Raw genomic sequence first — 13,359 nt, 5'->3', positions numbered from 1 at the left:
GACTATTGGCGTGTGATAAAGGGTTTTCCCTGACCCGGAGCACGAGTATGTCGACCCTGGAAGCTCTCCGGTTCGTGCTGGACGATGCACGCACCCCAGAAATCATTCGCCACCACGTCGTCGACGCGTTGCAGTACGCGTTGCGCAACTACGGACAGGTGTTCACCGCGAAGGAAGTCGAATGGCTGGCGCAGTGGGACGACGCGCGCCTGCCGCTGGCTGCCAAGAAGGAGTTGGGCAAGCGCGAGGAACCGGCGATCGCCGCGCGCTGAAGGACACGCGCCGCCGCGCCCGAACGGATGAACGGACGCGGCGGCGGATGGCCTGCTTACTGCAGGCCGAAGTCGACGCGGGTGGTCGCGCCCTTGTCCTCGATGCCCTTCGCGTCGAGCTTCGGCGCGACGACGAACACGCGGCTCGAATCGATCTTCCCGTCGAGGTATTGGCGCACGGCCTGCGCGCGCTGCTGCGCGAGCGCTCGCAGCGCGTTATCGTCGGCCGGCGCATGTTCGGCGAGCGCCTTCTTCATGTCGGCGTCGGGCAGCGTCTTCTGCAGGCCGATCACGTTGCGCGGCTTCTTGAAGTCGGCGGCCTTGTACGCGCGCGTCAGGTACTTGCTGTACTCGGCCGGCTCGACCTTCACCGACATCGGGTCGATGCTCTCGCCCTGCCCGACCACGTCCTTCAGCTTCTGCTGGCGCACGAGCCGATCGACGTACGCGTCACCCAGCCCCGACGTGTCCTTCGCCGGATCGACGCGGCCGATCAGGTCGAGGCGGATCGACGGCTTCTCGGTCAGCATCTTCACGACGGTGTCGAGCTTCTTCTGCTGCGCGTCGTCGAGCTGGTACGAGCCCGGCGCGAATTCGACGTAGCCGAGATCCTCGCCGCCGCCGCCGAACGCATGCGCGAGCAGCGAGAACGGCGACGTGACGGCCTTCGCGATCAGGTTCAGCACCGCGCGCCAGATCAGCCCGCCGACACTGAACTCCGGATTCGACAGCGAGCCGGACACCGGCAGGTTCACGTCGATCTGGCCGCGCGTGTTCTTCAGCAGCGAGATCGCGAGCTTCACCGGCAGCCTGGTCGCCGTGTCGTTCTCCACATGGTCGCCGAACGTGAGCTGGTCGATGAAGATGTGGTTGTTCGCCTTCAGCTGGTCGTTCGCGAGCTCGTAGTGCAGGTCGACGTTGAGCTTGCCCTTCGTGATCGGGTAGCCCGCGTACTTCGCCGAGTACGGCGTCAGGTTGGTCAGCTCGATGTCGTGCGCGGTCGCGGTGAGGTCGAGCGCCGGCTTCTCGATCAGCGGGTTCACCGAACCCTTGATCGAGATCGGCCCGTTGCCCGCGAGATTCGCGGCGACGTCGACCGGCGCGGACGTCGTCGAATCCGTGCCGAACGCGCCGACCGTGCCCTTGATCGCGACCAGGTTCGCCGTGTAGTTCGGCTTGATGAAGTTGTCGGTGTACGTCACGCGGCCATTCTGCAGCAGCAACTCGCCGAAATGCATGCGCACCGGGTTCTGCGGCGGCGGCGCGGCCTTCACGACGACCGTCGCCGAGGCGGCGGCCGGCACGGACGCCTGCTGCGCGGCCGCGGCCGACGCGGCCTGGGCCGCGGCCGGCGGCGTCATGCCCGGCGACAGCGGCACCGGCTCGCCCTTGCTCGCGTCACGCGTGAGCGACTGCGCGGGGCCCGTTTCCTTCGCAACCACGTCCTTCAGGTTCAAACGCCCCTGCGCGTCGAGCAGCACGCGGCCGTAGAAGTTCGAAAACGTCACGCGTGCGGCATCGACGTCGGTGCCCTTCTCGTCGTAGTTCGCCTTCAGGTTCGTCAGCGCGAGCGAGCGCCAGCCTGCGAACGGGTCGGAGGTCGCCTTGTCGAGCATCCGCACGTCGACGAGCGCGACGTCGCCGCGATAGGTCGCGCGCGGCGCGTCCTTCACCTGTGCGAACGTCAGGTTGCCCTGCGCGTTGAGCAGCGCACTGGCGATCGTCGCGTTCAGCGCGCTGCCGAAGTACGGTTCGAACGCCGCCGCGTCGAGACGGTTGCCGTTGATCTTCAGGCCGAGCTTCAGCGGCTGCGCGGTCACGTCGCCCGTCACGTTCAGCGAACCCTTGCGGTTCAGCGTCGCCTTCAGTTGCACGGGCAGCGGCTTGGTCATGTCGTCGCTGATCTTCTGCACCGACAGGTCCAGCGGCTTGATCGCCAGCTTCACCGGGCGCGGCGTCGACAGGTCGGTGAAGTTCGCGGTGGAATCCTTCACGTTCAGCGCGTCGATCCGGTAATGCCACGACGGCGCGGCGGCCTCGGCCTTGCGCGCGACCGTGCGCTTCGGCACCGACGCCTGCGCGGGTTCGGCCAGCGCCGCGAGGTCGATCTTGCCGTCCTTCAGGCGCTGCACGTCGAGCGCGAGCCCGCTGACGTCGACGCTTGCGATTTCCGCGATGCGCGTGGCCACGTCGACCTTCGCGATCTTCGCGCTCGCGTCGGGCAGCACGATCGCGGGCGCCTTCGCGTCGGGCGTCGCGATCTTCAGCGACTTCAGGCTGACCGTGCTGTCGGCAACCTGCGCGGCGAGCGGTGTCTTGCCCCAGTCGGCCTTCGCGTTGAAGGTCGCACCGAGCGTGCCGTCGAGCACGCGTGCACGCGTCGCCTCGCCGAGATACGGCTGCAGCGCCGGCAGCGCGAGCGCGGCGACCGTCAGCTTGCTCTCGACCCGCTTCTCCGCGAGATTGAATGCGCCTTCGGCCGTCATGTCGCCGCCGCGCGACAGCGACGTCGACAGCGTGTATTTCGCGGGCGTCTTGCCCTGCATCGTGAAGCCGTCGAGCGTCGCGGCGAGCTTCGTGAGCGACAGCGCGGTCGGTGTCGCCGGCACGCGGTCGTCGACGTTGACCGTGCCGCCGTCGATCGCGAAATGGCGGATCGTCAGGTCGAGCGGCGGCGCTTCCTTCGTTGCGGCTTCGACCTTCGCGCCGCTGGCGGTGGCTGCGGAAGCGGCGGAAGCGGCGGCTGCGCCCGACGCCGCCGGCTTGCCTTCGGCGGCCTTCGATGCGGCGGCCGGATGCGCGGCGAGCTTCTCGACGTTCAGCACGCCCTGCTTGTCGCGCGACAGGTCGACCACCGGCTGGTCGATCCGGATCTCGTCGAAGTGCATTGCGTTGCGCAGCGGCTCGAGGCTGGCCGCCGCGACGTGCACGCCGCGCGCGGCGAACAGCGGCGCGGACGCGTGGTCGGTCACCTTCGCGTCCTTCAGGTCGACGGTGCCCGACACGCGCAGCGCGGGCGTCTCGCCGCTCATCACGAAATTGACCGCGAGGTCGCTGCTCAGCAGGCCGCTCGTCACGGCCACCGGCAGCTTCGCCGGCACGTACGAGATCAGCTTCGGCACGTCGAGGCCGTCGAATTTCAGCGCGATCTCCGATTCGCGCGACTGCGCGAACGGCTTGGTCTTGCCGTCGATCGCGATCGGGCTGCCGTCGAAGCGCGCGCGCAGCTTCGGCTCGACGAAGATGTCGGTCTTCGAGGCGAGCGTCGCGATGTACGGAATGCCGAGCGTCCAGTTGTCGACGACGTGCTTTTCGTTCAGCAGACGGTCGTCGAAATCGATCCGGCCGTTGTTGACCTGGATGTTCGACACCGAGAACTGCGTCGGCTTGCTTTCGGGTTTCGGCGACGGCGTCGAGAACTTCTCGATCAGGTCGGTGAAGTTGAAGCGCTGCGCGTCGTAGCGGACGATATGAAAACGCGGCGAGTCGAGGCGGACTTCATTGACGATCGGCGCGCCGCGGAACAGCGACGACCACGACGGCCGCACGACGAGCTTCGCGATGTCGATGAAGTCGCCCTGGCCGCCTTTGTCGCCGAGATGGATGCCGTCGGCTTCGAGGTTCAGCGTGTAGGGGTTCAGCGCGATGCGCTGGATCGTGGCGGGCCGGTCGAGCTGCTTGCTCAACTGCTGTTCGGCGATATGGCGGATCAGCGGCGGCGCCGCGAAGAACCCGAGCAGTCCGAATAAAACGATGAAGATCAGCAGGCCGATGCCGATGCGCCGGGCCCGGCGCGAGCGTGCAACGCCACCGAGGGCATGGAGGGTCGAGGGTACGGTTTCTTTGTCTGCGCTTGCCATGCTTGAATGCCTCGGGATGGAATGCTGGGCCGCGCCGGACAACCGGGCGGCCGCGCACGCTATCCCGAAAGTATAGGCTCAGGAGGTGACGGGACGGGGTTCGGGCGCCGTCGCGCCCGCCGGTCGGACAGCGCCGCCGGACATCCGTTCATTTCCGGACGACGACGGGCGGCATCCACGAGCCGTCGCTCGCCTGCGGCTTCGGCGCATACAGGCGCAATGCGAGTGCGAAATCGGCGCGCGGCGCCGGCAGCCAGTTGGCCGCATGCGTGCCGCCCGGCGACGCCGACACGACGATGTCGATCGAGCCGTCGTGGTTGCGGCGCAGGCGGTCGCGATCGCCGAGCGAGCGGCGCGCCGACCCGACGTCGGGCAACGCGCCGTTCGTCGAATAGGGTGTGAGCGTCCAGAATGCGCGCACCGGCGGCAGCGCGCCCGGCGCGAAATGCAGCACGTAGCGATTCGCGCCGTTCAGCGGATGGCCGTCGCTGTCGACGCGGACGACCGCGAGCGTTTCGTCGTCGCGTGTCGCGGTGCCGAACTGCGTGTAGGCCGCGTACGCGCGCAGCGTGTAGTCCTGACCGTACTTGCCGGCCGTATCGCCGATCCAGCTCCAGCCGTTCGCGTTCAGCAGGTTCGACGGCGGGGTCGAGAGCCGCGCGCGTGCCTCGGCGACGCCGGCCGTCGCGGCCGTGAGGCGGTCGCCCGTCCACAGCACCGGGTAGCCGGCCGACACGCCGATGTCGCCGAGCAGTTCCTGTGCGTGCGCATCGTCGGCCGGCGCCGGGTTGTCCTGCAGCGCCTGCGCGAAGCGCGTGAAGAACGCCTTCGGATCGAGTGCGGCCACCTGCTCGGCCGGCGTGCCGCCGCCCACCGCTTCGGACGGCGCGCTGCCCGCATGCACCGCGACCGACGCGCCGCGCGCCGCGCCCGTGTAGACGGACAGCGGCACCACGCGGATCGCGCGCTGCAGTTTCTTTACGTTCGTGAGGTCGCGCCCGCCGCTCGTCTGCAGCCGGACTTCGAACCACGCATTGGCCGACGGCACGTCGATCCGGACCGCGCCCTTCGGCAGCGTGCCCTGCCAGTCCTTCGCGGCGAAGGCAATCGTTTGCGATCGCGCGCCGCCGCGTGCGGCCACGCTCGACGACGACCACAGCACGTTCGTCCACATGTCGAGTGCGCGCGCATCCCAGTAGCGGCCGCGCGTGTCGGGCAACGTGACGATCACGGGTTCGGTCGCGACGTCGAGCCAGCCGGTCGAGTCGAGCGTGTCGACGCCCGGCAGCGGCGGATTGACCGCGCCGACGGGCGGCAGCGCCTGCGCATGGCGCAGCGTGTTGAGGGGCGCCTGCCCCGGTTGCGCGCCGTCGCCGCCCGTCGCCGCTTCCTTCGCGACGTCCATCAGCACGAGCGGATACGCGTAGACGTAGGAGTCGGCGACTTCCGCGCGCATCCAGCCGGTCTTCCGCTGGATGGCGTCCGGTGGCGACGCGCACCCCGCTAGCAACGCCGCGATGGCGAGCGACGCGCACGCGCGCCGCAGAGAAACTGATTCCTGCTGGTTTTCAATCATCGATTACTGGCCGAATATCGTTCTTTTCAGTCAACGCCTTGTTCGACTTGCGAATGGCGAAAGCAAGGCACCCCAGCCTGCCCGGACAACCGTCTCGCTACGGTTCATAACGGTGGGCGCTGATGTCAGGCCGGTATCATAGCGCCTCAGGGCATCCCCCAATATGCCGATTAGCGGGTGCCGCGTATTCGCGGACCGAGCAGGTCCCAAATATTTCGCCGGATCTTGAGGACAATTGGGGCGGCATCGAGGCGGTTTCGGCCGGCTTCGGATCGGTCCCAGCGGCGATCGAGTTGCCATCTGGATTGACAAGTGGTGTCACTATTGACACCATTCAGCATGGCAAGCGATTGGAAGATCCTCGAGCAAATGAGGCGCGAGCCCACGAATGTGCGATTCAGCGATCTGTTCAAGGTCTGCGAGACACACTTCGGCCAGGCCCGCCAATCCGGTTCAAGCCACGCCATTTTCAAGACACCGTGGCAAGGCGATCCTCGAGTGAATATCCAGAACGATCGCGGGAAAGCCAAGGCCTATCGGGTGCGGCAGGTTCTCGACGCGATCGACCGACTGAAGGAACAGAAATCATGACTCAAGACCACTTTACGTACCGCGTAACGTGGTCCCCGGAGGACGGGGAGCACGTCGGCCTGTGCGCGGAGTTCCCGTTTCTTTCGTGGCTCGACGCGACGCCGGAAGGCGCGCTGGCCGGCATCCGCCGGCTCGTCGCCGATGTCGTGCGCGACATGACCGCGAACGGCGAAAAAGTGCCCGAACCGATCGCCGACCGAACCTACAGCGGTGAATTCAAGGTCCGCATCCCGCCGCAGGCCCACCGCGCGCTGGTGATCCAGGCCGCCGAACAAGGCGTCAGTCTGAACCGTCTCGCGAGCGCCAAGCTCTGCGCGTAACCACGCGATTGCGTGCAATCACGTGACGCCCGGCTTTCCTCGCGGAAGCCGGGCGTTCGCTTTTTCCGGGCCGTGGCACCCTGTGAACAGGAATGGCCTTGAGCCGATCCGCCCGCCTTGCCTCGCATGCATCGCGCACCGCTTGACCTTACCATCATGGGAATGTTGATACTGGGATCATTCGCGGCATGAGCCGCGCATTCAGGGAATCCGACATGACTGAATCACTTGCCTCCGCAGCGCTGCATACGATCGAGCTGAGCATCGACGGCATGCATTGCGGCGGCTGTACCGGCCGCGTGCAACGGGCGCTGGCCGCGGTACCGGGCGTCGTCGAGGCAGCTGTTGACCTCGACACGCACACGGCGACCGTGACTGCGCAGGAAACGGTAGAAACCGCACAACTCCTGGAAGCGGTCGGCGCAGCCGGCTACCTCGCCGCCGTGCGCGGCCCGCTGCTCGAAGACGCCACGACGCCGCATGCCCATCCTGCCGAAGCATCGCCCACGCCGATGGCCGCAGCCGCTTCCACTACCCGCCACCCGCTTCCGGCCGACAGCACCATCATCGAACTCGATATCGACGGGATGACCTGCGCATCGTGCGTGTCGCGCGTCGAAAAGGCGCTGGCGAAGGTGCCGGGCGTCACGCGTGCGTCGGTCAACCTCGCGACCGAGCGCGCCACCGTCGATGCCGCGGCGAACGTTTCCGCCGCGCAACTCGTGGACACCGTGAAGCAGGCCGGCTACGGCGCGACGCCGACGGTAACGGATGTCGGCGTCGCCGCGTTCGCACCTTCGTCGCCTGCCGCGCCTGCCAGCATCGAACTCGACATCGACGGGATGACGTGCGCGTCCTGCGTGTCGCGCGTCGAAAAGGCGCTGGTGAAGGTGCCGGGCGTCACGCGTGCATCGGTCAACCTCGCGACTGAACGGGCTACCGTCGACGCCACGCCCGACGTGACCGCCACCCGGCTCGCCGAAGCCGTGAAACAAGCCGGCTATGGCGCGACGCCGGTGGCCGGCGCCGCGATCCCGCCGGCAGCCTCCACCGCCCCCGCCGATCTCGAACTCGACATCGACGGGATGACTTGCGCATCCTGCGTGTCGCGTGTCGAAAAGGCGCTGGCCGCCGTGCCGGGCGTCGCGCGCGCTTCCGTCAACCTCGCGACCGAGCGTGCGTCGGTGCACGGCGCCGGTGCGCTCGATGCCGCCACGCTGATCGCGGCCGTCACCACAGCCGGCTACCGCGCGTCGCTCACCGCCGCGTCATCAGCCGGTGCAACGACCGGCACCGACGCGCAACCGACCAGCCCCGCACAAGACCCCGACGCCCGCAAGCGCCTCGAAGCGATTCGCGAACGCGATCTCGTGATCTGGTCCGCCGTGCTGAGCGCGCCCCTTGTCGCACCGATGCTCGTCGCGCCATTCGGCATCGACCTGATGCTGCCCGGCTGGCTCCAGCTCATGCTCGCATCGATCGTCCAGTTCGGCTACGGCGCGCGCTTCTATCGTGCGGCCTGGCATGCGGTGAAGGCGCGCACCGGCAACATGGACCTGCTCGTCGCGCTCGGCACGTCGGCCGCGTACGGGCTGAGCCTGTGGATGCTGCTTCGCGCCCCCCTGCATCCCGGCCACCTGTATTTCGAGGCGTCGGCCGTCATCGTCACGCTGGTGCGCTTCGGCAAGTGGCTCGAGTCGCGCGCGAAGCGCCAGACCACCGACGCGATCCGCGCGCTGAACGCGCTGCGTCCGGACCGCGCGCGCATCATCGAGCACGGGGTCGAGCGCGACGTGCCGCTGGCGCAGGTACGCGTCGGCACCCGCGTCAGCATCCGTCCCGGCGAGCGCGTGCCCGTCGACGGCCGGATCGTGTCGGGCCGCTCGCACATCGACGAATCGCTGATCACCGGCGAAAGCCTGCCCGTGCCGAAGGACGACGGCGACCCCGTCACGGCCGGCTCGATCAACGGCGAAGGCGCGCTCGTCGTCGAAACCACCGCGATCGGCGCGGAGACGACGCTCGCACGCATCATCCGCCTCGTCGAATCCGCGCAGGCCGAGAAGGCGCCGATCCAGCGGCTCGTCGATCGCGTGAGCGAGGTATTCGTGCCGGCGATCCTCGGCATCGCCTTGCTGACGCTGGTCGGCTGGCTGATCGCCGGCGCCGGCACGGAAACCGCGATCCTCAACGCGGTCGCGGTACTCGTCATCGCGTGCCCGTGCGCGCTCGGCCTCGCGACGCCCGCCGCGATCATGGCCGGCACGGGCGTCGCGGCCCGGCACGGCGTGCTCATCAAGGATGCGCAGGCGCTCGAACTCGCGCAGCGCACGACCGTGATCGCGTTCGACAAGACCGGTACGCTGACCGAAGGCAGGCCGTCCGTGACCGCGTTCGAAGCGGTCGGCGTGCCGCATGACGAAGCGCTCGCGCTCGCGGCGGCGGTGCAGCGCCAGAGCGACCATCCGCTCGCGCGCGCCGTGGTCGCCGCGCACGATGCCGACATCGCCGCACGCGGCGGTGCGGTGTCGTCGCCCGTCGCCGCCGATGCGCGTGCGGTGGCCGGACGCGGCGTGGAAGCACGTGTCGGCGGACAGTTGCTCGCGCTCGGCAGCACGCGCTGGCGCGACGAGCTCGGCATCACGGTGGCGCCCGCGCTCGACGCACGCGCAGCGGAGCTCGAGCGCGCGGGCAACACGATCTCGTGGCTGATGCGCGCCGATGCGCCGCGCGCGTTGCTCGCGCTGATCGCTTTCGGCGACACCGTGAAGCCGAGCGCCCGCGACGCGATCGCGGCGCTGTCGGCGCGCGGCGTCGCGAGCGTACTCGTGACGGGCGACAACCGCGGCAGCGCGGCGGCCGTCGCGGCGTCGCTCGGGATTGGCGAGGTGCATGCGCAGGTGCTGCCCGACGACAAGGCGCGCGTCGTCGCCGAGCTGAAGCGCACGCACGGCGGGATCGTCGCGATGGTCGGCGACGGGATCAACGATGCGCCCGCGCTCGCGGCAGCCGACGTCGGCATCGCGATGGCGACCGGCACCGACGTCGCGATGCACACGGCCGGCATCACGCTGATGCGCGGCGACCCGGCGCTCGTCGCCGACGCGATCGACATCTCCCGACGCACGTACCGGAAGATCCAGCAGAACCTGTTCTGGGCGTTCGTCTACAACCTGGTCGGCGTGCCGCTCGCGGCGCTCGGCTGGCTGAACCCGGTGATCGCGGGCGCGGCGATGGCGTTTTCGAGCGTCAGCGTCGTGACCAACGCGTTGCTGTTGCGGAGATGGAAGGGGCGCGCGCGGTGATGTGTGGCGGTGATGTGTGCCGGTGACGTGTGGCGGTGATGTGTGGCGGTGATGTGTGGCGGTGATGTGTGGCGGTGATGTGTGCCGAACGGCCGGATGGCCGTTCGGCGCTTGGCGAGCAGGAAGGATCGTGAGGTCGGCCGGCATTGGCCGATCGCGACGAGTCGAATCGCTAGCGCACGACGACGCGGCACCGGCCGATGGCTTCAATCCGAAATGACTGGCTTGATCAAAGTCGTCGTGATCGGCACGAAGCCGCACGCACGATACAGCGCACGGGCCGCCGCGTTGTGATTGAACACCGACAGCCCGATCTCGGTGACGCCGTACCGACGCGCCTCGGCATCGAGCGCCTCGAGCGCACGCGTGGCCCAGCCCTGGCGGCGCCGGGACGGGGCGATGTCGAGGTCGTAGATGAACAGCGTGCGGTTCGGCCCTTCAGGCACGATCGCGTACCAGAGGTCGCCCACCGCGTCGCCGCTGGCGCCGTCGATGAGCACGACGAGGGTCTGGCCGGAGGTACGCAGGCCGTCCGGCAGCAGCGTGTCGAAACAGGCGCGCGCCCGGCTGGCCGCGTCTTCGACAGCATTTTGTCCGGATGAAACGAGATCGCTCGCGTAGCCGTCGATGGCTCGCGTGCGGTACGCGTGGAATTCGCTGGCCGTCATCGGCCGCATCTGCAACATGGCCCGGTCACCGTGTACGGAATCGGACTTCCAGTGTAGCGGGACGGTCGCGCCGGCGCGCGATGCAGCAGCGGAAAGCGGACAGGCAGGTGCGGCGGGCGCCGCGCTGACAGCGAATCAGCGAATCAGCGAATCAGCGAATCAGCGAATCAGCGAATCAGCGACGGTACAGGACGATCGGCACGAGGTGCGCACGGCGCACGCGCTCGGCTTCGGCACGACGCGCAGCGTACGAGTATTCGGCGTCGAGCGGCAGGTGCGGGGACACGAAAAGGTCGTCGATCTTTTGCAGCAGGGCGAGGATGAAGCTCATGTGAGACTCCTGACAGATGTGGCTAGGGTTTTCCCTTAGATGGACTCCATTCTAAGGGTTTTCCCTGAACTCTGCCAGCGCACAGCATCCGTTTGCCGCATGCGCGCGACGGCCGATCGCCGATACATAACGGCGATCCTTGCGCCGTCTGGCTCCCAGGATAGGGTCGAAACGATTAACGCGTACGGCGAGCACGCTTCGCGACGGCCGCTTCGCGATTCGCGTTGCGCTGAAGCCGGTCGACCTGCGACAGAAGCGCCTCGTGATGCTCCTCGAGCGTCATCAGCGTTGCCTGCTGCGTCGACAGATCGGCCGCGAGGCGATCGATCCGCTGCTGCTTCGCGGCGACGTCCTGCTTCAGGTGCGCGATCTGCCGCGTCTGCATCACCAGCGCGACGAGCCCGGCCAGCACGACGACGGCCAACGCCAGCAGCAGGCGGTTGACGCGGCGCATCTCGCGATCGGCCGTACGCGTCAGGCCGTCCACATCGGCCTGCAGTGCGGCCAGCCGGTCGGTCAGCGGGCGCAGGTGCGTATCCGGATCGAAGGCCGGCGCGGCCGGTTGCGTGCGCTCCGCCGACGGCTTCGTGACAAAGGAGGCAGTAGAAGCCTGCGGCTGGGTGACGGGGGATACGGTGGCGTCGGCCCGCGGCGCGGTGTCATGGGCCTTCGCGGTGTTGGCCGTGTTCGCCGTGTTCGCCGTGTTCGCCGTGTTCGCCGTGTTCGCCGTGTTCGCCGTGTTCGCCGGGTTCGCCGGGTTCGCGGCAATCACCGGCTTGGCCGGCTGCGCCGACGTCTGCGGCTCGACCGTCGACACCGCGTCCGCCGCCGCGCTCCCAGCGGTCACTTCCGGCGCCGTGTCGACGCTCGTCACGACCCGCGCGGATTGCTCCGTTGTCGCGTCGCTTGCGCCGGCAGCCGTCCGGCGTTTGCCGCCCGACGACGCACGGCGTTCCTTCACGGCGTCACCGGAGGACCGCCCTTCGCGGGATTTAACGGCGGCGGCAGCCACAACAACAGCCTTCTCGACTTCACCCTCAGCCGCTTGAGATCCGGTCGCCTTCGCCGCAGCACCATCGGCTGCTTGCAGCTTGGTCGCCACCGTTGCGGCGCCATCGCCCGCAGGCATATCGGCGGCTTTCGTTGCAACGCCATCGACCAGGGGAATATCGACTGCCTTCATCGCAGCCGCGCCAGAAGCCGGCACGACGTCGACGTTTGCGTCACCATCACCTTCGGGCGACGAAACGCCATGCGTCACCGTCGCGACTTCACGCGTAATCGCACCTTCTGCCGCTTCCACATGTCCTGCCGCGGCCACCCCCTCCGGCGCACTGAACCCGTCCAGCGCAGCCTGCCGCCCGGACGCCACATCGTCCGCGACATCGACTGCCGCCTCGGCTTGCGCAACCGCGTCGTCACGCGCCGCGGCCGGCACGCGCTCACCCGGCTCGAGCACCGGATCGCCGAACAGGTCGAGCGTCCGTTCGTCCCGCGACGCGTCGCCGGCCGGCGTACTGCCGGACCGCACCGTCGCCCTCGCGGACGTACTGCCCGCGGCAGCAGCGGAACGCGGGCGCGAACGGGCCGACGAACGATTGGAACGGGAGCGGGGGCGAGGCGAGGAAACGGATTCGGTCATGTCTGCCAAATTAAAGTCCGGGAACATCCATCAAAGTCCAATTTTCATCAATAAATTCAATAGCTTGCAACACAAAACCATCCAATTTACTCTAACACCATCCGGCCCTATCCAGCGATTCCCATGTCTTTCCCAAGCTCGGTCACCGTAAGCTCGATGCGATTAGCCCCGGTGACTGTGCAGACATCCTGCGCCCCATCTGGCTGACGAAGACTGCTACAGCCAGCCGCACTCGTCAACGCATGCAGCAGTGATGCAGTGGGCTTGGGCACACGGCCACATCGTTGCGAATCCCGTCATGGCGGTCACATTCTTCCCGAACAGTCGACCAAGACGACACACCCGCCCGCAATGCCGTGGAGCCATGTGCCGCAATTCGTCGAGAGTCACTTGGCAAAGCACGCGCCTGGCGACAGCACGCGTGCTGCCTTGCTATTCCCGATACTTACCGCAGCCCGCGGCGGTGAGGTACGAGGCGCGACGTGGAACGAACTCGATCTGGTTGAGTGTGTTTGAAACATTCCGGCCGCACGCATGAAGGCCAAGGAACCGCATCGCATCCCGCTGCCCGAGAAAGCGCTAACGCTGATCAAAATGCCAAAACACCATCAACCACATGAAACTCTGGTCTTTCCTTCCCCTTGTGATCAGGTCGAGGCCGCTTATCATCGGACCGACCTACTGGAACAGCGACGGCCGCTGATGGAAGCGTGGGCGCAGCACGTCTACGCCGGCTGAACGAATCACGCGGACGAGGGAGCGCCCATACGATGACGGTTCGCATACGCCACAGC

The 13,359-nt window shown here is 67.7% G+C and carries 11 protein-coding genes; 6 read left to right on the top strand and 5 right to left on the bottom strand.

The window, feature by feature from the left end; genetic code table 11:
• Positions 1-47 precede the first annotated feature (47 nt).
• A complete protein-coding gene (locus CFB82_RS18995) occupies positions 48-272 on the top strand; it encodes a hypothetical protein (protein ID WP_027790361.1) in 225 nt (74 codons plus the stop codon).
• Between the two features lie 56 nt (positions 273-328).
• Here the strand turns inward: CFB82_RS18995 and CFB82_RS18990 are convergent, their stop codons facing one another.
• Both CFB82_RS18990 and CFB82_RS18985 read right to left on the bottom strand, forming a co-directional pair.
• Entirely contained in the window at positions 329-4,132 is a 3,804-nt protein-coding gene (locus CFB82_RS18990) for a DUF748 domain-containing protein (RefSeq protein ID WP_089484825.1), read from the bottom strand.
• A 148-nt stretch (positions 4,133-4,280) separates the two neighbouring features.
• Entirely contained in the window at positions 4,281-5,708 is a 1,428-nt protein-coding gene (locus CFB82_RS18985; protein ID WP_089484824.1) for a DUF1254 domain-containing protein, read from the bottom strand.
• 339 nt (positions 5,709-6,047) lie between these two features.
• Between CFB82_RS18985 and CFB82_RS18980 the strand changes: the two genes are divergently transcribed.
• The 3 genes from CFB82_RS18980 (at position 6,048) to CFB82_RS18970 (ending at position 9,924) form a co-directional block, all read left to right on the top strand.
• Positions 6,048-6,299, top strand: a complete 252-nt coding sequence (locus CFB82_RS18980; protein ID WP_089484823.1) for a toxin HicA — start codon at positions 6,048-6,050, stop codon at positions 6,297-6,299.
• Entirely contained in the window at positions 6,296-6,619 is a 324-nt protein-coding gene (locus CFB82_RS18975) for a type II toxin-antitoxin system HicB family antitoxin (RefSeq protein ID WP_069252682.1), read from the top strand. The genes CFB82_RS18980 and CFB82_RS18975 overlap by 4 nt, the downstream gene beginning before the upstream one ends.
• Positions 6,620-6,834: 215 nt before the next feature.
• A complete protein-coding gene (locus tag CFB82_RS18970; RefSeq protein WP_089484822.1) occupies positions 6,835-9,924 on the top strand; it encodes a heavy metal translocating P-type ATPase in 3,090 nt (1,029 codons plus the stop codon).
• Positions 9,925-10,130: 206 nt separating this feature from the next.
• Here CFB82_RS18970 and CFB82_RS18965 read toward each other — a convergent pair whose 3' ends face one another.
• The 3 genes from CFB82_RS18965 to CFB82_RS43270 form a co-directional block, all read right to left on the bottom strand.
• Positions 10,131-10,610 (bottom strand): GNAT family N-acetyltransferase, encoded by a 480-nt coding sequence (locus tag CFB82_RS18965; protein ID WP_069252683.1) that lies wholly within the window; start codon positions 10,608-10,610, stop codon positions 10,131-10,133.
• Positions 10,611-10,767: 157 nt separating this feature from the next.
• Positions 10,768-10,923 (bottom strand): hypothetical protein, encoded by a 156-nt coding sequence (locus tag CFB82_RS43275; RefSeq protein ID WP_006481665.1) that lies wholly within the window; start codon positions 10,921-10,923, stop codon positions 10,768-10,770.
• A 175-nt stretch (positions 10,924-11,098) separates the two neighbouring features.
• Positions 11,099-12,565: a flagellar hook-length control protein FliK gene (locus tag CFB82_RS43270; RefSeq protein WP_089484821.1), complete on the bottom strand. Its 1,467-nt coding sequence runs from the start codon at positions 12,563-12,565 to the stop codon at positions 11,099-11,101.
• Positions 12,566-12,726: 161 nt separating this feature from the next.
• Between CFB82_RS43270 and CFB82_RS44555 the strand changes: the two genes are divergently transcribed.
• The gene (locus CFB82_RS44555) at positions 12,727-12,819 is read left to right on the top strand and encodes a hypothetical protein (RefSeq protein WP_373558829.1); all 93 of its coding nucleotides are present in this window, start codon (positions 12,727-12,729) and stop codon (positions 12,817-12,819) included.
• 280 nt (positions 12,820-13,099) lie between these two features.
• Positions 13,100-13,303 carry a hypothetical protein gene (locus CFB82_RS42260; protein WP_143750933.1) on the top strand — a complete coding sequence of 68 codons (204 nt, stop codon included), beginning with the start codon at positions 13,100-13,102 and terminating at the stop codon, positions 13,301-13,303.
• Positions 13,304-13,359 lie beyond the last annotated feature (56 nt).

Origin of the sequence: Burkholderia sp. HI2714 (assembly GCF_002223085.1) — a bacterium.
Taxonomy (GTDB): domain Bacteria; phylum Pseudomonadota; class Gammaproteobacteria; order Burkholderiales; family Burkholderiaceae; genus Burkholderia; species Burkholderia lata_D.
This window is presented reverse-complemented; position numbering and strand designations above follow the sequence as displayed.

Excerpts from the sequence above, each read along its gene's own strand:
- CFB82_RS18995 (WP_027790361.1), top strand. The coding sequence starts at position 48 with ATGTCGACCCTGGAAGCTCTCCGGTTCGTGCTGGACGATGCACGCACC.
- CFB82_RS18990 (WP_089484825.1), bottom strand. The coding sequence starts at position 4,132 with ATGGCAAGCGCAGACAAAGAAACCGTACCCTCGACCCTCCATGCCCTC.
- CFB82_RS18985 (WP_089484824.1), bottom strand. The coding sequence starts at position 5,708 with ATGATTGAAAACCAGCAGGAATCAGTTTCTCTGCGGCGCGCGTGCGCG.
- CFB82_RS18980 (WP_089484823.1), top strand. The coding sequence starts at position 6,048 with ATGGCAAGCGATTGGAAGATCCTCGAGCAAATGAGGCGCGAGCCCACG.
- CFB82_RS18975 (WP_069252682.1), top strand. The coding sequence starts at position 6,296 with ATGACTCAAGACCACTTTACGTACCGCGTAACGTGGTCCCCGGAGGAC.
- CFB82_RS18970 (WP_089484822.1), top strand. The coding sequence starts at position 6,835 with ATGACTGAATCACTTGCCTCCGCAGCGCTGCATACGATCGAGCTGAGC.
- CFB82_RS18965 (WP_069252683.1), bottom strand. The coding sequence starts at position 10,610 with ATGTTGCAGATGCGGCCGATGACGGCCAGCGAATTCCACGCGTACCGC.
- CFB82_RS43275 (WP_006481665.1), bottom strand. The coding sequence starts at position 10,923 with ATGAGCTTCATCCTCGCCCTGCTGCAAAAGATCGACGACCTTTTCGTG.
- CFB82_RS43270 (WP_089484821.1), bottom strand. The coding sequence starts at position 12,565 with ATGACCGAATCCGTTTCCTCGCCTCGCCCCCGCTCCCGTTCCAATCGT.
- CFB82_RS42260 (WP_143750933.1), top strand. The coding sequence starts at position 13,100 with ATGAAGGCCAAGGAACCGCATCGCATCCCGCTGCCCGAGAAAGCGCTA.